The sequence below is a fragment of the Sinorhizobium chiapasense genome (genome assembly GCF_036488675.1).
GTDB lineage: Bacteria > Pseudomonadota > Alphaproteobacteria > Rhizobiales > Rhizobiaceae > Sinorhizobium > Sinorhizobium chiapasense.
On sequence record NZ_CP133148.1, the window covers coordinates 1138172 to 1156669 of the forward strand.

General features: G+C 61.6%; 17 protein-coding genes and 3 tRNA genes. 18 read left to right on the forward strand and 2 right to left on the reverse strand.

Annotated features, from left to right (window positions below):
* Positions 1–203: 203 nt before the first annotated feature.
* Complete coding sequence (locus RB548_RS05440; protein ID WP_331373996.1) at positions 204–677, reverse strand: MarR family winged helix-turn-helix transcriptional regulator; 474 nt, start codon at positions 675–677, stop codon at positions 204–206.
* Between the two features lie 391 nt (positions 678–1068).
* Here RB548_RS05440 and RB548_RS05445 point away from each other — a divergent pair, with 391 nt between their 5' ends.
* From RB548_RS05445 to RB548_RS05455, 3 genes are read left to right on the forward strand one after another with little or no spacing between them, the layout of a single operon-like run.
* Positions 1069–2346 (forward strand): metallophosphoesterase family protein, encoded by a 1278-nt coding sequence (locus RB548_RS05445; protein ID WP_331374892.1) that lies wholly within the window; start codon positions 1069–1071, stop codon positions 2344–2346.
* The gene (locus RB548_RS05450; RefSeq protein WP_331373997.1) at positions 2346–5825 is read left to right on the forward strand and encodes an ATP-binding protein; all 3480 of its coding nucleotides are present in this window, start codon (positions 2346–2348) and stop codon (positions 5823–5825) included. Before RB548_RS05445 ends, RB548_RS05450 begins: the two co-directional genes overlap by 1 nt.
* Positions 5826–5883: 58 nt before the next feature.
* Positions 5884–6282 (forward strand): (R)-mandelonitrile lyase, encoded by a 399-nt coding sequence (locus RB548_RS05455; protein ID WP_331373998.1) that lies wholly within the window; start codon positions 5884–5886, stop codon positions 6280–6282.
* Between the two features lie 66 nt (positions 6283–6348).
* On the opposite strand, the gene RB548_RS05460 is transcribed toward RB548_RS05455, so the two are convergent.
* Positions 6349–6424: transfer RNA gene (locus RB548_RS05460), tRNA-Val, on the reverse strand.
* 445 nt (positions 6425–6869) lie between these two features.
* Here RB548_RS05460 and RB548_RS05465 point away from each other — a divergent pair.
* From RB548_RS05465 to nuoK, 15 genes are all read left to right on the forward strand, one after another.
* A tRNA-Asp gene (locus RB548_RS05465) sits at positions 6870–6946 on the forward strand.
* A 72-nt stretch (positions 6947–7018) separates the two neighbouring features.
* Positions 7019–7095 (forward strand) — tRNA-Asp (locus RB548_RS05470).
* A gap of 303 nt (positions 7096–7398) precedes the next feature.
* Positions 7399–7764, forward strand: coding sequence for an NADH-quinone oxidoreductase subunit A (locus RB548_RS05475; protein ID WP_180940768.1), 366 nt, complete (start codon positions 7399–7401; stop codon positions 7762–7764).
* The gene (locus tag RB548_RS05480) at positions 7755–8333 is read left to right on the forward strand and encodes a NuoB/complex I 20 kDa subunit family protein (RefSeq protein WP_180940769.1); all 579 of its coding nucleotides are present in this window, start codon (positions 7755–7757) and stop codon (positions 8331–8333) included. The genes RB548_RS05475 and RB548_RS05480 overlap by 10 nt, the downstream gene beginning before the upstream one ends.
* Before the next feature lie 18 nt (positions 8334–8351).
* The gene (locus RB548_RS05485) at positions 8352–8957 is read left to right on the forward strand and encodes an NADH-quinone oxidoreductase subunit C (protein ID WP_331373999.1); all 606 of its coding nucleotides are present in this window, start codon (positions 8352–8354) and stop codon (positions 8955–8957) included.
* A 57-nt stretch (positions 8958–9014) separates the two neighbouring features.
* Positions 9015–10205, forward strand: coding sequence for an NADH-quinone oxidoreductase subunit D (locus RB548_RS05490; protein ID WP_331374000.1), 1191 nt, complete (start codon positions 9015–9017; stop codon positions 10203–10205).
* Positions 10205–10459, forward strand: coding sequence for a hypothetical protein (locus tag RB548_RS05495; RefSeq protein WP_136504278.1), 255 nt, complete (start codon positions 10205–10207; stop codon positions 10457–10459). The genes RB548_RS05490 and RB548_RS05495 overlap by 1 nt, the downstream gene beginning before the upstream one ends.
* Positions 10460–10475: 16 nt before the next feature.
* Positions 10476–11621, forward strand: a complete 1146-nt coding sequence (locus RB548_RS05500) for an NADH-quinone oxidoreductase subunit E (RefSeq protein ID WP_331374001.1) — start codon at positions 10476–10478, stop codon at positions 11619–11621.
* 11 nt (positions 11622–11632) lie between these two features.
* On the forward strand, positions 11633–12937 hold the full coding sequence (gene nuoF / locus RB548_RS05505; RefSeq protein WP_225104942.1) for an NADH-quinone oxidoreductase subunit NuoF: 1305 nt from the start codon (positions 11633–11635) through the stop codon (positions 12935–12937).
* Positions 12938–12943: 6 nt separating this feature from the next.
* Positions 12944–13579 carry a helix-hairpin-helix domain-containing protein gene (locus RB548_RS05510; protein WP_331374002.1) on the forward strand — a complete coding sequence of 212 codons (636 nt, stop codon included), beginning with the start codon at positions 12944–12946 and terminating at the stop codon, positions 13577–13579.
* 118 nt (positions 13580–13697) lie between these two features.
* Positions 13698–15779: an NADH-quinone oxidoreductase subunit NuoG gene (nuoG, locus tag RB548_RS05515; protein ID WP_331374003.1), complete on the forward strand. Its 2082-nt coding sequence runs from the start codon at positions 13698–13700 to the stop codon at positions 15777–15779.
* 20 nt (positions 15780–15799) lie between these two features.
* Entirely contained in the window at positions 15800–16843 is a 1044-nt protein-coding gene (nuoH, locus tag RB548_RS05520; RefSeq protein WP_331374004.1) for an NADH-quinone oxidoreductase subunit NuoH, read from the forward strand.
* Between the two features lie 65 nt (positions 16844–16908).
* Positions 16909–17400 (forward strand): NADH-quinone oxidoreductase subunit NuoI, encoded by a 492-nt coding sequence (gene nuoI / locus RB548_RS05525; protein WP_331374005.1) that lies wholly within the window; start codon positions 16909–16911, stop codon positions 17398–17400.
* A 145-nt stretch (positions 17401–17545) separates the two neighbouring features.
* The gene (locus tag RB548_RS05530; RefSeq protein WP_331374893.1) at positions 17546–18160 is read left to right on the forward strand and encodes an NADH-quinone oxidoreductase subunit J; all 615 of its coding nucleotides are present in this window, start codon (positions 17546–17548) and stop codon (positions 18158–18160) included.
* A 28-nt stretch (positions 18161–18188) separates the two neighbouring features.
* The gene (nuoK, locus tag RB548_RS05535) at positions 18189–18497 is read left to right on the forward strand and encodes an NADH-quinone oxidoreductase subunit NuoK (RefSeq protein WP_180940777.1); all 309 of its coding nucleotides are present in this window, start codon (positions 18189–18191) and stop codon (positions 18495–18497) included.
* The last annotated feature ends 1 nt before the right edge of the window (position 18498 follow it).

Sequence of the window (18498 nt, forward strand, 5' to 3'; positions counted from 1 at the left end):
AGGAAGGGGCCGGACATGATGTCCCGGCCCCTTCCTGATTCTTGCGAGCGTTTCAGCGTCGTATGCCGCCTGCAGCACCGCGCGTAGACGCGCAAAGGACGCTAGATCATTTCATTGTTTCTTTGAAACAGTGAAATGATCTAACCATTTGAAATTACGCAATTCCGGACGGAAAACCGTTCCACACTTTTCCTGGAATTGCTCTACCGCGCGACGGCCACCTCTGCGTCTTCGGCCTCTTCCTTGCGTTTGCGGATTTCGTCGGTCTTTTCCACCAGCTTGCTGACAATGTCGTAAAGCTGGTCGAGTTGCTCGTCGTCGAGCGCCGAGAAGATTTCCTCGATGAGCTGCTTGCGCGGATGTTCGGCCGCTTCGAGCACGACCCGGCCGGTCTCGGTGATCGAGACGATCTTCGCGCGACGGTCCTCCGGATCAGGTTTTCTCATCACCAGACGGTCGCGCTCCAGTCCGTCGATCGCCTCGGTGACGGTCCGCGGCGCGAAGTTGAGCGCACAGGCGATATCCGTGGATCGGCAAGGACCGAGCTTGCTCAGAAAGAACAGGAACTTGCTTCGGGCAAGCGATACGCCTTCCTCCGTCATCGACTCGTTCACCAACCGATGAACGCGATGATAAAGTTCGAACAGCTTGTCGGAAACTTCGAATGTCTTCTTCATGACCTTCATAGATATATGTTGAGGTGCCATGTCAAATGGCAGTAACACTATTGATAGTTACAATTGGCACATTTGTCGACAAAAACCTCCTAATTCTTAAGGCGTGTTAGATCAGCGAAAAGAAACGGCGCGTTGTCGGGGCGATTGTGCGGTCGGCCAGCCAGATCGTACAGGCTTGGCGCAGTCACCAGACAAGCGATCATCGCCAGTGACGCCGAAGATTTTGCTGCTGCAAATCGACCTCGACTTAAGGACAAAGACATACAGCAATTCAAAGTGCTACAGCGTCCTTTGCGCGTCTGATAAGACGCGCGGCGCTGTAGTGTGATCATCTGTGGCCGACCGGTTGGGCGGCATTGACGGGCGAGGTAGCGCCGGGCCATGGTCGGCTATGCCCTTCCGCTTCGTCCACACAGCAGATCTCCACCTCGATTCACCCTTGCGCAGCCTGGCTCTCAGAAATGGGGAACTCGCCGACCTCGTGCGCGGAGCAACCCGCAGCGCATTGGCAAGCATCGTCGATCTATGCCTCGCCGAAAGCGTCGACGCGCTGCTGATTGCCGGCGACCTCTATGATGGTAGCCAGACTTCCATGAACACCGCGCTTTTCCTCGCCGGTGAATTGCGTCGTCTGGACGAGGCCGGGATCCGGACATTCGTCATTCGCGGCAACCACGACGCTCAGTCCCAGGTGACGCGTGAGTTGACCTTGCCACCGTCGGTTCACGTCTTCCAGGGGCGAAGCAAGCCGGTGCTTGCCAAGATGCTGGCAAGCGGCAGAACGGTTCACATTCACGGGGTGAGCTTCGCCAATCCGCATGCACCCGAGAGCCTCCTGCCGTCATTTCATCCGCCGATCGCCGACGCGATCAACATCGGCATGCTGCACACGAGCCTTTCCGGCTCGCAGGGCCATGATCGCTACGCGCCCTGCAGCGTCGCCGATCTCCAGCGGCACGGTTTCGACTATTGGGCGCTCGGCCATGTCCACCAGCGCCAGGTGCACAGCGAACAGCCCTTCATCGTCATGCCGGGCATGCCGCAGGGCCGCGACATCAACGAGGCGGGTGCCAAGGGCGTGACCGTCGCCTCGATCGACGATAACGGCCGCGTGGAGATAGAGGAGCGGCCGATCGGCGTGGCCGTGTTCGAGCGGCTATCCGTGGATGTCACGGGCGCGGTGGAGTGGCGCGATGTACTGGATCTGGCGACCCGTGCAGTCACTCGCCTTCGGCATGAGATATCGGCGCAGAATCTCATCCTGCGCCTATCGTTGGCGGGGACCTCTCCGCTTGCCTGGCGTCTGAGACGGGACGCCGATCTCCTGCAAACCGAACTCACAAACATTTCTGCCGGGCTAAGCGGATGCTGGGTGGAGAAAATCGACCTTCTCTGCCGGGAGCCGCGAGTGCAGGACGATCGGCCGTCCAGGGAGCCGGTGGAGGAACTTGCCTCCCTCGTCGAAAACGACGTGCTGCCGGCGTTCGGCTTTCGCGAAGAAATAAGAACTGTCGCCGAAGAACTCTTGCAGCAGCTGCCGCCTGAGTTGCGACAGACGCTGGCGCGCGATGAGGGTGCGCTTGAAGAACTGGTGATGAATGCCGGACTCATGGGAAGTGCGGATGTGCTGGCGCATCTCCACGGCGCCGCCGCGAAGGGTGGCGACTGATGCGGCTTCAGCAACTCGATCTGGTGCGTTACGGAAAGTTCACCGCGCGCAGCCTCGATTTCGGTAATGCCAAACCCGGGCAACCGGACTTTCATCTGGTTTACGGTCCGAACGAGGCCGGCAAGTCGACCTTGTTTTCCGGTTTCCTCGATCTGCTTTTCGGGATCGAGCGCCTCAGCCCCTATGGTTTCCTGCACCCCTATCAGACGATGCGCGTCGGAGGCATCGTGGAAACCGCCGGCCGGCGACATCACGCCTATCGCGTCAAGCGCAACGCAAACAGCTTGATTGGCCCCGACGAGCAGCCGCTGCCGGAAAATCTCTTTTCGGCCGCCCTCGGCTCTATCGATCGCGCAACCTATCGCATGATGTTTTCGCTGGACGATGACAGCATCGAAGAGGGCGGGGAGAGCATTCTGAAGAGCGAGGGCGAGCTTGGTTCGCTGTTGTTTTCGGCGAGTTCCGGCCTGCCGGACAGCAGTACCGTATTGGCGACCTTGCGCGCCGAGGCAGATGCCTTCTACAGGCCGCAAGGACGCAAGCACGAACTCGCCGAACTTAGGGGGGCGCTCGACACGCTGAAGGCCGAGCGCAACGCGATCGATATCAACGCCCGCGAATACGCGTCGCTTCGCAAGACGGTGGCAAGTGCCCGTGAGCGCCATGACGGCGCGACAGCGCAGCGCGCGGAACTGCGCGTTGCACGGGACCGGACACGCGCTGAGCTCGACTGCATGCCACTTCTCGGTCGGCTTCGCGGCGTGCGAGAAGATCTCGCCCGCCGAGAAGCTCTGCCGCTGCCGCCTTCGCAATGGTGGAGCGACCTACCGACGCTCCGCAAAACGGAAACGGAAATCGCCGCCCGGTTTTCGCAACTGAACGAAGAGTTGCGCCGCCGACGCGAAGAACTGGAAGGCCTGCCTCTGGACGAGCTGGCGCTGGCGCTTGCTGAGCGGTTCGATATGCTCCGCGAAACTGCGCTCGATGCGCGCTATCTTACGGCAGCGCGCGACATGCCGTCTCGTATCGAGGAGCTTGCCGTTACGTCAGCCGGTATCGAGGCCTGTCTTGTCCGCCTCGGTCAAAAAGGCCATCCCGATCCTGCCGCCCTCCTTCTGCCTGCGGCAGCCGGCGCCCGGCTGCAGGATCTCGTGCGGCGTCACGCGACGCTCGCCGAGAGGTTTTCGTCCGCGCGCGAGGAGGCGGGGAAAGCGAACCGTGAGTGGCAGGAGGCTGACCGGGATCTCGCCCGGCTCGATGGAAGCAGGAGAGACCTCAGCCATCTCGCGGAACGCCTGCGGCTGGCGCGACAGAGCGACTGCCTGCTTCGACAACAGGCAGCAAGCCGGGAAATCGATCGGCTGGAGGGGGAACTTGTCGACAAGCTCGATGGGTTGCGACCGTTTGAGGGAAGCGCCGACGAGCTTGCGGCGGTCTGTGTCCCGGCGCCTGGTGTGGTCGAGGCTTGGCGGGCGGAAGCGGCATTGCAGGCAGAACGGCGACTGCGTCTCGATGCCAGGATTGCAGACGAAAGCGAACGCCAGGCTGGAGACGAAGCCCGTTTTGCGGTGCTCAACTCTTTCGGCGGCGCCGTGGACGACGCGGCTGCAAGTGAGCTGCGCCAGCGGCGCGATCTTGCCTGGCAGGAGCATCGGCTCCATCTGGATGACGTCACTGCGGGAGCCTTCGAGACGCTGCTGAAGGAGGACGACCGAGCAATCGCGTTCCGGCTCGGACAGGCGGAACGGGTCGCGGAGTTGCGCGGCCTGACATGCATGATTACCGAACGTCGCGCCCGCCTGCGCGAGCTTGACGAGCAAAGACGCGTGGCGGTCAGCGAACGCCGGGAATTGGACGCGGCGGTGGGGCGGGCCGCCAGCGCTTGCGGTTTACCCAGCGTCACGCTGTTGCCGCAACTGGAAGCCTGGTTGGCGACACGTGCCGCCGCGCTCGAAATCCGGGCGGCTTTGCGCGCGACGCGTCTGCAGCACGAGCGGGCGGTGAGCGAAGAAGCGACAACGGTTCGCGCACTGCAGGACGAGCTTGCAGGCGTTGGAGCGAGCGAGAACTTGCCGGTGCGTCTCGATGGCTTGCTCGCCGCCGCGGAGCGTGTCGTCTCCGAGGCGCAGACGGCTGCCGCCGCCCATCGTGCCGCTGCTGAACAGCATCGCCGAGCCTCGGAATCGCTGGAAAACCGGGAGATTACGCTCGAGATCGCAGAGGCTGAAATGGCCGCCTGGCAGCGTGAATGGCACGAGGCGCTTAGAGGGACCTGGCTCGCAGGACAAATCGAGCAGCCAAATCCACAGGAGCCAAGTCCACAAGAGATTGGGCCGATGCTTGCAGTCCTGCAGGACTTCGACAAGCTGATGCAGCGCAAAGCCGATCTCGATCACCGAATCGCGGGCATGCGCAAGGACCAGATCGCGTTCGCTGAGGCGGTTTCAAATCTGGCTGAAGCATTCGGGTTGCGGGAGCGCACCGATGATCCCCTGATGCTCTTTACCGCCTTGCACGACCGGATCGGTCTCGCTCATCAGCAGCAAGAGCGCCGCGGGGCGGCGATCGTCAGCATCGAGCGAATGGAAGACGACCTGCAAAGGCTGCAAGCGGAAGAGCGGCGCCATATCTGCGCGAAGCAGGTCGTGCTCGATTTCTTCGGCTGCCTCACGCTTGACGAAGCCGGCGCTTGCCTTGACGCAGTGCGCGAGCAGGAGAGGTTGCGGCAAAGGCTCGCCGAACTCGAGGACGATCTTGTCACGCGGCTCGACGTCGGTACCTGTGACGAGGCCGAGGCGATGCTGGCAGCGGTTGACGAGACGGCCCTGCGGCACGAACTCGCCAGGTTGGAAGGAGCGATTGACGCTGCTGACCGCGATGTCAGCGAATTGCACGCGGAGGTATGGACGCGGGAAAAGGCGCTTGCAGATGTCGAAGGCGGGGACGGGGTCGCTGCATTGGAGCAGCGGCGCCGAACGCTGCTTCTCGACATCGAAAACAAGGCGGTCGGTTATTTGCGATTGAAGGCAGGGCTGATTGCGGCGGAGCAGGCGCTACGGCTGTTTCGCGAACGCCACCGCAGCGCCATGATGCAACGGGCGTCTCGGATGTTCATGCAGATCAGCGGCGGCGAATATTCCGGTCTCTCCACGCATGCGGACAAGGGGCAGGAGTTCCTGATCGCCAATGTCGCCTCGGGCGGTTCGAAGCTCGCCGGCGATCTTTCGAAGGGCACGCGGTTCCAGCTCTATCTCGCTCTTCGAATCGCCGGCTACCACGAGGTTGCTGCCGCCCGGGAGGCGCTGCCGTTTATCGCCGACGACATCATGGAAACATTCGACGACGATCGCGCCGGTCGTGCGTTTGAATTGATGGCGGAGATGGCACGCGTCGGACAGGTGATCTATCTTACGCATCACGAGCACCTTTGCGATGTCGCGCGGGACGCTTGCCCGTCGGTAACCATTCACAGGCTGTAGCGAAGCGCCGGCTTCACGCTGTCTTGGACGTTGGATCTACAATACGGAGGACCCACGGATGGAAATCATGGAATGTGGATCGCGGCCTTCGGTGCGGGGCGCGACGGAGTATTTCACCGGATCGGTGCGGCAAGACCCGGTACTGGAGGCACCTGAGCCGGCGTGCGTTCGTGTCGTCACCGTGACCTTCGAGCCCGGCGCACGCACCGCCTGGCATACGCATCCGCTTGGCCAGACGCTGATCGTGACGGCTGGCCGCGGACTGGCGCAAAGCTGGGGCGGGACGCTACGCGAGATTCGCGCGGGCGACGTCGTGTGGTTTCCTCCGGGCGAAAAACACTGGCACGGCGCCGGCCCGGACACGGCGATGACCCATATCGCTATTCAGGAGGCACTCGACGGCAAAGTGGTGGATTGGCTCGAACACGTGACAGTCGAGCAGTATAGCGGAACGTGATGGGCAGGGACTGTCGAAGCGGGTGCATGCCATCGCACTCAAATCGCTGACAATGTCGGAATGAAATGGTGGGCGATGAGAGACTCGAACTCCCGACATCCTCGGTGTAAACGAGGCGCTCTACCAACTGAGCTAATCGCCCTCTCGCGTTTCGAACAAGCGTGTCCGCCGCGTCGGTGGGCGTGATCTATGCGCAACCGGGAAAAACCGCAAGAGCAATTGCAAGGTTTTTTCGAATTTTTTTGTGAGCGCGGATTTCGCGCCGGGACGTATTGCTATCGCTTGTGGACAATTTCCCGCGGGATGTGCGGTTGTCTTCAGTGAGGGGCATGGCTCCCATATGGGCCGGCCGGCGCGCCCGGAGGAAAGCATGCAAAGATGTCGGATGGCGCTTGCCCAATGGCGTCTCGGGTCATGCCTGATTCCATGTCGCCAATCGGGCTGTGGATCAAAATCCGCTCCGTCACGGATTTGTCTTCAAACATGCTTGACACCCAAATGCGAACCGCTTAGTTAGCCGCTCATCGAACGGCAGGGCCGCTTTGATGCGGGGCGCACGAAAGTCGCTCCGGCCTAGTCAAGATGATGCGGGTGTAGCTCAGTCGGTTAGAGTGCCGGCCTGTCACGCCGGAGGTCGCGGGTTCGAGCCCCGTCACTCGCGCCACTCTTGAAAGGTAAAGCAGCGGCATTCTCAAAATGTGCCGATGATGTAATAATGGCCGCATGGCCATGATGCGCGGGTGTAGCTCAGTCGGTTAGAGTGCCGGCCTGTCACGCCGGAGGTCGCGGGTTCGAGCCCCGTCACTCGCGCCATTTCTCCTGTCTTTCGATGCGGTCTGGTGGCGCGGAATCCGGCGTTTCGCATTGCGGCAATCTGTCTCGGTGCGCCATGATCCGGCGACAAAGCTCGTCCATTGCCGCAAATGCGCGCTTTGACGCTCATGTGCCGAATGATGCCGCGTCATCCTGTGTCGCGAACCGGTTTAAATGCCCGTTGAAGGCTTGCGCGCGGGCGCGGCCTGCGCTAACCACTCTGGCGTTGCAACATATTTTTCGGCCTGCGATTTGTTGTTCTAGCGCTTCTCCGGCGCTCTCCGCAGGCAGGGACGGATAACAATGACTGAACTTCTCGGTTCCTATGTTCCGATCGCGATTTTCATTGGAATCGCTCTTGTGATCGGCCTCGCACTCTTGGTCGCCCCCTTTGCTGTTGCCTTCAAGGCGCCCGATTCGGAAAAGCTGTCGGCCTACGAGTGCGGCTTCAACGCGTTCGACGACGCCCGCATGAAGTTCGACATCCGTTTCTATCTCGTGTCGATCCTCTTCATCATCTTCGACCTGGAAGTGGCGTTCCTCTTCCCCTGGGCCGTTTCGTTCAGGGACATGGGCTGGTTCGGCTTCTGGTCGATGATGGTCTTCCTCCTGGTGCTGACGGTCGGCTTTATCTATGAATGGAAGAAGGGAGCGCTGGAATGGAATTGACCTCCGGCACCACGCTCGTTGCGCCGCAGCCGAAGGGGATCATCGATCCCGCGACCGGCAAGCCGATCGGCAGCAATGACGCTTTCTTCGGCGAGATCAACAACGAGCTCGCCGACAAGGGTTTTCTCGTTACCTCGACCGACGAACTGATCAACTGGGCCCGCACCGGTTCGCTGATGTGGATGACCTTCGGTCTTGCCTGCTGCGCCGTCGAGATGATGCAGATGTCGATGCCGCGCTACGACGCCGAGCGCTTCGGCTTCGCGCCGCGCGCCTCGCCGCGCCAGTCCGACGTCATGATCGTCGCCGGTACGCTGACCAACAAGATGGCGCCTGCGCTTCGCAAGGTCTACGACCAGATGCCGGAGCCGCGCTATGTCATCTCGATGGGTTCCTGCGCCAACGGCGGCGGCTACTATCACTATTCCTATTCGGTCGTACGTGGTTGCGACCGCGTCGTGCCCGTCGACATCTATGTGCCAGGCTGTCCTCCCACGGCAGAAGCGCTGCTTTACGGCGTGCTTCTGCTGCAGAAGAAGATCCGCCGGACCGGCACGATCGAGCGCTAAGGGCAGGGGGTCTTTAAGATGAGTGAAGCCCTGAACGAGCTTGCCTCCTATCTTCGCGAGACGCGCGGTGCGCTGATCGCCGATGCAGAGATCAAATTCGGCGAGCTGACGGTAACGGTCAAGGCAGAACATGTCGTCGCGCTACTGACGTTCCTGCGTGACGACGTGCAGTGCGCCTTCGTCAACCTGGTGGACGTCTGCGGCGTCGACTGGCCGCAGCGGCCGGACCGTTTCGATGTCGTCTATCACTTGCTGTCCCCGCGGCAGAACCTGCGTATCCGCGTTAAGGTCCAGACCGCTGAAGGCGAGCCTGTGCCGTCGGCGACTGCCGTCTATCCGGGCGCGGACTGGTTCGAGCGGGAAGCCTACGACATGTACGGCATTCTCTTTACCGGACATCCGGATCTGCGCCGCATTCTGACGGATTACGGCTTCGAGGGCCATCCGCTGCGCAAGGACTTCCCGGTGACCGGCTTCGTCGAGGTGCGTTATGACGACGAGGTCAAGCGCGTCGTCTATGAGCCCGTCGAATTGAAGCAGGAATTCCGGAATTTCGATTTCCTTTCGCCGTGGGAAGGGACCGAGTATGTCCTGCCCGGCGATGAGAAGGCGAAGGCACGGTAAGACTAAGTCGGCCCGTGACGATCCGCCGAGGATGTCATCCGGCCTGGAGCAATCGGTATGACCGAACACAACGTCCGCAACTTCAACATCAACTTTGGCCCGCAGCATCCGGCGGCGCACGGCGTTCTTCGCCTGGTGCTCGAGCTTGATGGCGAAATCGTCGAGCGCGTCGATCCGCATATCGGTCTGTTGCATCGCGGCACCGAAAAGCTGATCGAGACCAAAACCTATCTGCAGGCTGTGCCCTATTTCGACCGGCTCGACTATGTCGCGCCGATGAACCAGGAACATGCCTTCGCGCTTGCGGTGGAGCGGCTGACGGGCACGGAAGTGCCGATCCGCGGCCAGCTCATCCGTGTTCTTTATTCGGAAATTGGCCGCATCCTCTCGCATCTTCTCAACGTCACCACGCAGGCGATGGACGTCGGTGCGCTGACGCCGCCGCTCTGGGGTTTCGAAGAGCGCGAGAAGCTGATGGTCTTCTACGAACGCGCCTGCGGCGCCCGCATGCACTCGGCCTATATTCGGCCGGGCGGCGTGCATCAGGACCTGCCGCATCAGCTGGTCGAGGATATCGGCAAGTGGATCGATCCGTTCCTGAAGACCGTCGACGATATCGACGAGTTGCTCACCGGAAACCGCATCTTCAAGCAGCGCAACGTCGACATCGGCGTCGTCAAGCTGGAGGATGCCTGGGCCTGGGGCTTCTCCGGCGTCATGGTGCGCGGCTCGGGCGCCGCCTGGGACCTGCGCCGCGCGCAGCCCTATGAATGCTATTCCGATCTCGAATTCGATATCCCGATCGGGAAGAACGGCGACTGCTACGACCGCTACCTGATCCGTATGATCGAGATGCGCCAGTCGGCGAGGATCATGCGCCAATGCGTGAACCGTCTGCTCGGCGACGCGAAGGCGGGGCCGGTCTCGTCGATGGACGGCAAGATCGTGCCGCCGAAGCGCGGCGAGATGAAGCGCTCGATGGAAGCATTGATCCACCACTTCAAGCTCTATACCGAGGGCTACCACGTGCCGGCCGGCGAAGTTTACGCCGCAGTCGAAGCGCCGAAGGGCGAGTTCGGCGTCTATCTTGTCTCCGACGGTTCGAACAAGCCGTACCGGTGCAAGATCCGTGCCCCGGGCTACGCGCATCTGCAGGCCATGGACTTCATCTGTCGCGGACACCAGCTCGCCGACGTCTCGGCTGTGCTGGGCTCCCTGGATATCGTTTTTGGCGAGGTAGACCGCTGATGCGTCTGGCGCCGCTTGCCGTTCTAGGGCTTCTTGCGTTCACTTCTGCGGCTTTCGCGCAGGAGGACGTGAACAGCGCGTCGTCCGAGGCTTTGCGCGGCGGCTCCATGTCCGCGCTCCTGTCGAAGGGCTATGAGATCAAGGCCGCGGTCGCCAACGGCACGCGTTACATCGTATTTTTGCAGAAAGACCAGTCAGCCTATGCCTGCGAATTCGTCTCGGTGGCGAAATCGCGGTGCGGTTCGATTAACTGATAAGGTATTCACTAGAATGTCCGTTCGTCGACTAGCCGAAGACACTGTCCAGCCAGTAAGCTTTGCGTTCAACAAAGCGAATGCTGCCTGGGCCAAGGCAACGATCAAGAAATATCCGAAGGGCCGCGAGCAGTCGGCGGTCATTCCCTTGCTGATGCGCGCTCAGGAGCAGGACGGCTGGGTGACGAAGGCGGCGATCGAGTCGGTCGCAGACATGCTTGGCATGCCCTACATCCGCGTTCTCGAAGTCGCGACCTTCTACACGCAGTTCCAGCTGAAGCCCGTCGGTACGCGCGCGCATGTGCAGGTTTGCGGAACAACGCCGTGCATGCTGCGTGGCGCTGAGGACCTGATCAATGTATGCAAGGGCAAGATCGCCTCGGAGCCCTTCGCTCTGAACGAGAGCGGCACCCTGTCGTGGGAAGAGGTCGAATGTCAGGGCGCCTGCGTCAACGCACCGATGGTGATGATCTTCAAGGACACGTTCGAAGACCTGACGCCCGAGCGTTTGGAACAGATCATCGACAGTTTCGAAGCAGGTAAGGGCACAGAGGTCACGCCTGGCCCGCAGATCGATCGCGTCTATTCTGCGCCTATTGGTGGTCCGACCACATTGCTGACACGGGATCCGGCGACGAAAAATAACCCCGCACCGGCTAACGCCGCACTGGCCAACCCCGGCCGGGCGAAGAAGGCCCCGAGCGAGCCGGCCGTCAGCATCCCGCCGGCGAATGCGGCGAGGGCGAAGACCGCAAGCGCGGTTACCAACCCGACATTGAAGACGCCGGTCACCGCAAAGAAAGAAGCGGCCGCCATCGCCAAGATCGAAGGCGAGACCGTCGACAAGTCCAAGCCGGCGGTTGCGGGCCGGCCCTCGCTTGAAGACAAGAACCGCCCGGCGGGTATCGAGAAGCCGGTGGCCATCGACGATCTCAAACTGATCTCGGGCGTCGGCCCCAAGATCGAGGCCACCCTGCATGAGATCGGCATCTACACGTTTGCGCAGGTTGCCTCCTGGACAAAGGCCGAACGCGAATGGGTCGACGGGTATCTGAATTTCAAGGGCCGCATCGAGCGCGATGACTGGGTCAAGCAGGCCAAGGCGCTCGCCAAGGGCGGCGAAGCCGAATACATCAAGGTTTTCGGCAAGAAGCCGCGGTAAAGAGGTGAACCATGCTAAGAGATGAAGACCGCATCTTTACCAATCTCTACGGCCTCAAGGACAAGTCCCTGAAGGGCGCCATGGCGCGCGGCCATTGGGACGGCACCAAGCAGATCCTGGAAAAAGGCCGCGACTGGATCATTAACGAAATGAAGGCGTCGGGCCTTCGCGGCCGCGGTGGCGCCGGCTTCCCGACCGGGCTGAAGTGGTCCTTCATGCCGAAGGAAAGCGACGGACGGCCGCATTACCTGGTGGTCAACGCCGACGAGTCGGAGCCCGGCACCTGCAAGGACCGCGACATCATGCGCCACGATCCGCACACGCTGATCGAAGGCTGTCTGGTCGCGAGCTTCGCCATGGGCGCCCATACCGCATACATCTACGTGCGCGGCGAATATATTCGCGAGCGCGAGGCGCTGCAGGCGGCGATCGACGAATGCTATGACGCGGGTCTGCTCGGCAAGAACAACAAGCACGGCTGGGACATGGACATCTACGTCCATCACGGCGCCGGCGCCTATATCTGCGGTGAAGAGACCGCATTGCTCGAAAGCCTCGAAGGCAAGAAGGGACAACCGCGGCTGAAGCCGCCGTTCCCGGCGAACATGGGTCTCTACGGCTGCCCGACGACCGTCAACAATGTCGAATCGATCGCGGTCGCCCCGACCATCCTGCGCCGTGGCGCGAGCTGGTTTTCCTCGATTGGCCGTCCGAACAATGTCGGCACGAAGCTGTTCATGATCTCCGGCCACGTCAACAAGCCGTGCACGGTCGAAGAGGCGATGGGCATCACGTTCCGCGAGCTGATCGAAAAGCATGCGGGCGGTATCCGTGGCGGCTGGGACAACCTCTTGGCGGTCATTCCGGGCGGTGCGTCGTGCCCGGTCGTCAAGGCCGAAGACATCATCGACTGCCCGATGGACTTCGACGGTCTGCGCGAAGTCAAGTCGTCCTTCGGCACGGCTGCCGCGATCGTCATGGACAGGTCCACCGACATCATCAAGGCGATCGCCCGCATCTCGGCATTCTTCAAGCACGAGAGCTGCGGCCAGTGCACGCCTTGCCGTGAGGGTACGGGCTGGATGTGGCGGGTGATGGAGCGCATGGTGCAGGGCCGCGCGCAGAAGCGCGAGATCGACATGCTTTTCGACGTGACGAAGCAGATCGAGGGTCACACCATCTGTGCGCTCGGCGATGCGGCCGCCTGGCCGGTCCAGGGTCTCATCCGCAACTTCCGCCCCGAGATCGAAAAGCGCATCGACGAATACACACGCAACGCGACGTCGCACGGCGCGGTGCTCGAAGCAGCGGAGTAACGACCGATGGCCGGGACACGTAAGGACGGACAAAGCATGGAAAAGGCCGGCGTAGTCATTCCATTCGCGCGTTCCCTCGACGTAGACCCGGCCGATCCGTTCGGCATGGCCGAGTGGATGAAAAACATGCCGAACCTTCCGCTGCACCCGCTGATTGCGCACCCGACGGCGGCCGTCGCGGCCGCAACTGCGCTGGGGTTCGGCCTCTCGAGTCACATCGCCGGCATCATGTTCGGGGCCATGCAGGGCGCTGTCGGTGCGATGCAGAAAGGTATTTCGGCGCCGGCACAGCCGGAAGCCGCCGAGCCCAAGCCTGCGCCTGCGCCGACCAAGCGGGCGGTGCAGCAAGCTCCGGAAGCCTCGCCGGCTCCGGTTGTTGCGCGATCTCCCAAGGTGTCGAAGCCGAAGGCGAGGACGCCAGCCAAGGTGGCAAAGCAGGATGCCGCCGATGACCTCAAGCGGATTTCCGGCATCGGTCCGAAGCTCGAGCAGGTCTTGAACGCCAGGGGCATTCGCCGCTTTGCCGACATCGCCGCCTGGAGCGCGGCGGAGGTGGCGCGGTTGGACAAGGAACTCGGTTTCGATGGCCGCATCCTGCGCGACGATTGGGTAGGGCAGGCGAAGGCGCTCAAGGGCGCGTGATGAAAGATTAACAGGCGATGACCCTTGGTTAGCGGCCATCACCAGCAAGCCGCGTGGCTGTAAAGGAATTGTCTGCCGCCGAGGGGCAGGCGGACGGAAGACAGGATTGAGTGCGAAGATGGCAAAGCTGAAAGTCGACGGAAAAGAGATCGAGGTCCCGGATCATTTCACCCTGCTGCAGGCGTGTGAAGAGGCCGGCGCCGAGGTTCCGCGCTTCTGTTTCCACGAGCGGCTTTCGGTCGCCGGCAACTGCCGCATGTGTCTGGTCGAAGTGAAGGGCGGACCGCCGAAGCCGGCAGCCTCCTGCGCGATGGGTGTGCGCGATCTGCGCCCCGGCCCGAATGGCGAGGTGCCGGAAGTCTTCACGACCACGCCGATGGTCAAGAAGGCGCGCGAAGGCGTCATGGAATTCCTGCTGATCAACCATCCGCTCGACTGCCCGATCTGCGATCAGGGCGGTGAGTGCGACCTGCAGGACCAGGCCATGGCCTTCGGCATCGATTCGTCGCGCTACCAGGAAAACAAGCGCGCGGTCGAGGACAAGTACATCGGCCCGCTGGTGAAGACGGTGATGAACCGTTGCATCCACTGCACGCGCTGCGTCCGCTTCACGACGGAAGTCGCCGGCATTGCCGAGCTTGGCCTCATCGGCCGCGGCGAGGACGCCGAGATCACCACCTATCTCGAACAGGCGATGACCTCCGAACTGCAGGGCAATGTCGTCGACCTCTGCCCGGTCGGCGCCCTGACCTCGAAGCCCTTCGCCTTCACGGCCCGTCCCTGGGAACTGAACAAGACCGAGTCGATCGACGTCATGGACGCGCTTGGCTCGGCGATCCGCGTCGACACGCGCGGCCGCGAAGTGATGCGCATCATGCCGCGCGTCAACGAGGACATCAACGAGGAGTGGATCTCCGACAAGACCCGCTTCATCTGGGATGGCCTGAAGACGCAGCGTCTCGACCGTCCCTACGTCAAGAAGGATGGCCGTCTTCAGCCTGCAAGCTGGAGCGATGCGTTCCAGGCGATCAAGGCTGCCGTCGCCAACACTTCGGGCGACAAGATCGGCGCGATTGCCGGCGACCTCGCTTCCGTCGAGGAAATGTACGCTCTGAAGGAGCTCGTCGCGTCGCTCGGCTCTGAGAATGTCGACTGCCGACAGGATGGTGCCGCGCTCGACCCGTCGCTCGGCCGCGCCAGCTACATCTTCAATCCGACGATCCAGGGTATTGAAAACGCCGATGCGCTGCTTATCATCGGCTCCAATCCGCGCTTCGAAGCGTCGGTGCTCAATGCGCGTATCCGCAAGCGCTACCGCATGGGCAATTTCCCGATCGCCGCGATCGGCGAACAGAGCGAGTTGCGGTACGAATACGAATATCTCGGCGCGGGCAGCGAAACGCTTGCCGACCTCCTTTCCGGCAAGGCCAAGTTCTTCGCGACCTTGAAGAAGGCTGAGCGGCCGCTGATCATCATCGGCCAGGGCGCGCTGGCAGGGGAGGGCGGCGCAGCCGTCCTCGCCAACGCGGCAAAACTGGCGGTCGCGGTTGGCGCAGTCGGCGCGGACTGGAACGGCTTTGCCGTGCTTCACACCGCAGCCTCGCGCGTCGGCGGTCTCGATCTTGGCTTCGTCCCCGGCAAGGGCGGCAAGGCGGCGGCCGAAACGGTCGGCAGCGCCGACGTACTTTTCCTGCTTGGCGCGGATGAGATTGATCTTTCGAAGCGCAAGGCCGGCTTCACCGTCTATATTGGTTCGCACGGCGACAACGGCGCACATGCGGCCGATGTCATTCTACCGGGCGCGACCTACACGGAGAAATCCGGGACCTGGGTGAACACCGAAGGCCGGGTACAGGTTGGTAACCGCGCGGGCTTCGCCCCGGGCGACGCACGCGAAGACTGGGCCATCATCCGCGCGCTATCCGATGTGCTCGGCCGGAAGTTGCCCTTTGATTCGCTTGGCGAATTGCGCGCGAAGCTCTACGCCGCGCATCCCCATTTCGCGGAAATCGATGCGATCGCGGCCGGCGACAGCGATGAAATTGCCGCACTCGCGCAAAAAGCAGGTGAGATGGCGAAATCCTCGTTTGCGTCTCCGGTCAAAGACTTCTATTTGACGAACCCGATAGCGCGCGCATCCGCCGTTATGGCCGAATGCTCGGCTTTGGCACGCAACAATTTCAAAGCTGCGGCGGAATGAGCGCGAGGGAATAGAATATCATGGACGCTTTCGTTTCGACCTATGTCTGGCCTGCGATCATCATGGTCGCCCAGTCGCTGCTGCTGCTGGTCGCGCTGCTGCTCTTCATCGCTTACATTCTGCTGGCCGACCGCAAGATCTGGGCGGCCGTGCAGCTGCGCCGTGGTCCGAATGTCGTCGGTCCGTGGGGATTGTTTCAGTCCTTCGCCGACCTCCTGAAGTTCGTTTTCAAGGAGCCGGTCATTCCGGCAGGTGCGAACAAGACGGTCTTCCTTCTTGCTCCACTGGTCTCGGTGACGCTTGCGCTTGCTGCCTGGGCGGTCATTCCGCTCAACGCGAACTGGGTGATCGCGAACATCAACGTCGGCATCCTCTTCGTCTTCGCCATATCTTCTCTCGAAGTTTATGGCATCATCATGGGCGGCTGGGCGTCGAACTCGAAGTATCCCTTCCTCGGCGCCTTGCGTTCCGCCGCGCAGATGGTGTCCTACGAAGTCTCGATTGGCTTTGTCATCGTGACGGTTCTGCTTTGCGTTGGCTCGCTCAACCTGACGGATATCGTCACTGCGCAGACCGACGGCCTCGGAACGATGATCGGCCTGCCGGCTTCCTTCCTTGACTGGCATTGGCTGTCGCTCTTCCCGATGTTCATCGTGTTCTTCATCTCGGCCCTTGCCGAGACGAACCGTCCGCCGTTCGATCTGCCCGAAGCCGAATCCGAACTCGTCGCCGGCTTCATGGTCGAATACGGCTCGACCCCGTACATGATGTTCATGCTCGGCGAATATGCGGCGATCTGCCTGATGTGCGCGCTGACGACGATCCTGTTTCTCGGCGGCTGGCTCCCCCCGCTCGACGTGTGGTTCCTGAACTGGGTCCCGGGCATCATCTGGTTCGTGCTGAAGGCCTCGTTCGTGTTCTTCATGTTCGCGATGGTCAAGGCGTTCGTGCCGCGTTACCGCTACGACCAGTTGATGCGCCTCGGCTGGAAGGTCTTCCTTCCGCTCTCGCTCGCCATGGTCGTCATCGTCGCATTCGTTTTGAAGCTGATGGGGTGGGCTTGATGTCCGCTCAAAGCTTCGCTGCATACCGCCGGCTGCTCCCAGGCCGGCAAGTTTGGAGGTAAATGATGGCCGGTCTTTCGCAAGCCGTCAGTTCGCTTTTCCTCAAGGAGTTCGTCGGCGCTTTCTTTTTGTCGATGCGCTATTTCTTCGGGCCGAAGGCGACGTTGAACTATCCTTTCGAAAAGGGGCCAGTCAGCCCGCGTTTCCGCGGCGAACATGCGCTTCGCCGTTATCCGAACGGGGAAGAGCGCTGCATCGCCTGCAAGCTGTGCGAGGCGATCTGTCCTGCCCAGGCAATCACCATCGAGGCGGGCCCGCGCCGTAACGACGGCACGCGCCGCACGGTGCGTTACGACATCGACATGGTGAAGTGCATTTATTGCGGGTTCTGCCAGGAAGCCTGTCCGGTCGACGCCATCGTCGAGGGACCGAACTTCGAATTCGCCACCGAAACGCGCGAAGAGCTTTACTACGACAAGGAAAAGCTGCTCGCCAACGGCGACCGGTGGGAACGGGAAATCGCGCGCAACATCGCGATGGACTCGCCCTACCGCTGAGGCTATCTGCGTGACGCTGCATCGCGCCGCTTGAAGAGCGGCGCATGTGAAACAGGTATTGGGCGCTGGCCGGACCGTGTCCGGCTTTGCCCGTGGAGTGGGGGCAGGCGCCTTCACGCCGAGCAAGACGAAAAAGGCACCGATCATGGGTCTGCAGGCTCTTTTTTTCTATCTCTTTGCCTTCATTGCGGTGGCATCGGCATTCATGGTCATTGCAGCTAAGAACCCGGTTTACTCGGTTCTGTTCCTGATCCTGACCTTCTTCAACGCGGCGGGGCTCTTCCTGCTGACGGGGGCCGAGTTCCTGGCAATGATCCTGCTCGTCGTCTATGTCGGCGCGGTGGCGGTTCTGTTCCTTTTCGTCGTGATGATGCTCGACATCGATTTCGCTGAACTGCGCGCAGGTGTGCTTGAATATGCACCGATCGGCGCGCTGATCGGGTTGATCCTTGCGGCCGAACTTATCATCGTCGTCGGCGGAGCGACGTTCTCGCCGGAAATCGCCAAGGGCATCGCGATGCCGATCCCGCCGGTTGCCGAGCGGACCAATACGGCCGCGCTCGGCGACGTTCTCTACACGCATTACATCTACTTCTTCCAGATCGCGGGGCTCGTGCTGCTCGTCGCCATGATCGGCGCCATCGTGCTGACGCTGCGCCACCGCGAGAACATCAAGCGCCAGAGCATTCCGCGGCAAGTTGCCCGCGCGCCCGAGACCGCCGTCGAGGTGGTCACGGTCAAGCCCGGGCAGGGCATCTAATCCGGACGCGAGGTCGAGGAACTACAACATGGAAATCGGAATTTCCCACTATCTGACCGTCAGCGCCATCCTGTTCACGCTCGGCGTTTTCGGCATCTTTCTCAACCGGAAGAACGTCATCATCATCCTGATGTCGGTGGAACTCATTCTGCTCTCGGTCAACATCAATATGGTGGCCTTCTCGGCCTTCCTCAACGACATCACCGGTCAGGTCTTCGCGCTGTTCATTCTAACCGTGGCGGCGGCCGAGGCGGCCATCGGGCTTGCAATTCTCGTCGTCTTCTATCGCAACCGCGGCTCGATCGCCGTCGAAGACGTCAACATGATGAAGGGCTGAT

Bases quoted from the DNA above. Each gene is read 5' to 3' on its own strand.
- RB548_RS05510 (WP_331374002.1), top strand. From the start codon at position 12,944: ATGGCCGGGACACGTAAGGACGGACAAAGCATGGAAAAGGCCGGCGTA.
- RB548_RS05450 (WP_331373997.1), top strand. From the start codon at position 2,346: ATGCGGCTTCAGCAACTCGATCTGGTGCGTTACGGAAAGTTCACCGCG.
- RB548_RS05495 (WP_136504278.1), top strand. From the start codon at position 10,205: ATGCGTCTGGCGCCGCTTGCCGTTCTAGGGCTTCTTGCGTTCACTTCT.
- RB548_RS05500 (WP_331374001.1), top strand. From the start codon at position 10,476: ATGTCCGTTCGTCGACTAGCCGAAGACACTGTCCAGCCAGTAAGCTTT.
- RB548_RS05485 (WP_331373999.1), top strand. From the start codon at position 8,352: ATGAGTGAAGCCCTGAACGAGCTTGCCTCCTATCTTCGCGAGACGCGC.
- RB548_RS05490 (WP_331374000.1), top strand. From the start codon at position 9,015: ATGACCGAACACAACGTCCGCAACTTCAACATCAACTTTGGCCCGCAG.
- RB548_RS05440 (WP_331373996.1), bottom strand. From the start codon at position 677: ATGAAGAAGACATTCGAAGTTTCCGACAAGCTGTTCGAACTTTATCAT.
- nuoH (WP_331374004.1), top strand. From the start codon at position 15,800: ATGGACGCTTTCGTTTCGACCTATGTCTGGCCTGCGATCATCATGGTC.
- RB548_RS05455 (WP_331373998.1), top strand. From the start codon at position 5,884: ATGGAAATCATGGAATGTGGATCGCGGCCTTCGGTGCGGGGCGCGACG.
- nuoF (WP_225104942.1), top strand. From the start codon at position 11,633: ATGCTAAGAGATGAAGACCGCATCTTTACCAATCTCTACGGCCTCAAG.
- nuoI (WP_331374005.1), top strand. From the start codon at position 16,909: ATGGCCGGTCTTTCGCAAGCCGTCAGTTCGCTTTTCCTCAAGGAGTTC.
- nuoK (WP_180940777.1), top strand. From the start codon at position 18,189: ATGGAAATCGGAATTTCCCACTATCTGACCGTCAGCGCCATCCTGTTC.
- RB548_RS05475 (WP_180940768.1), top strand. From the start codon at position 7,399: ATGACTGAACTTCTCGGTTCCTATGTTCCGATCGCGATTTTCATTGGA.
- RB548_RS05445 (WP_331374892.1), top strand. From the start codon at position 1,069: ATGCCCTTCCGCTTCGTCCACACAGCAGATCTCCACCTCGATTCACCC.
- RB548_RS05480 (WP_180940769.1), top strand. From the start codon at position 7,755: ATGGAATTGACCTCCGGCACCACGCTCGTTGCGCCGCAGCCGAAGGGG.
- nuoG (WP_331374003.1), top strand. From the start codon at position 13,698: ATGGCAAAGCTGAAAGTCGACGGAAAAGAGATCGAGGTCCCGGATCAT.
- RB548_RS05530 (WP_331374893.1), top strand. From the start codon at position 17,546: ATGGGTCTGCAGGCTCTTTTTTTCTATCTCTTTGCCTTCATTGCGGTG.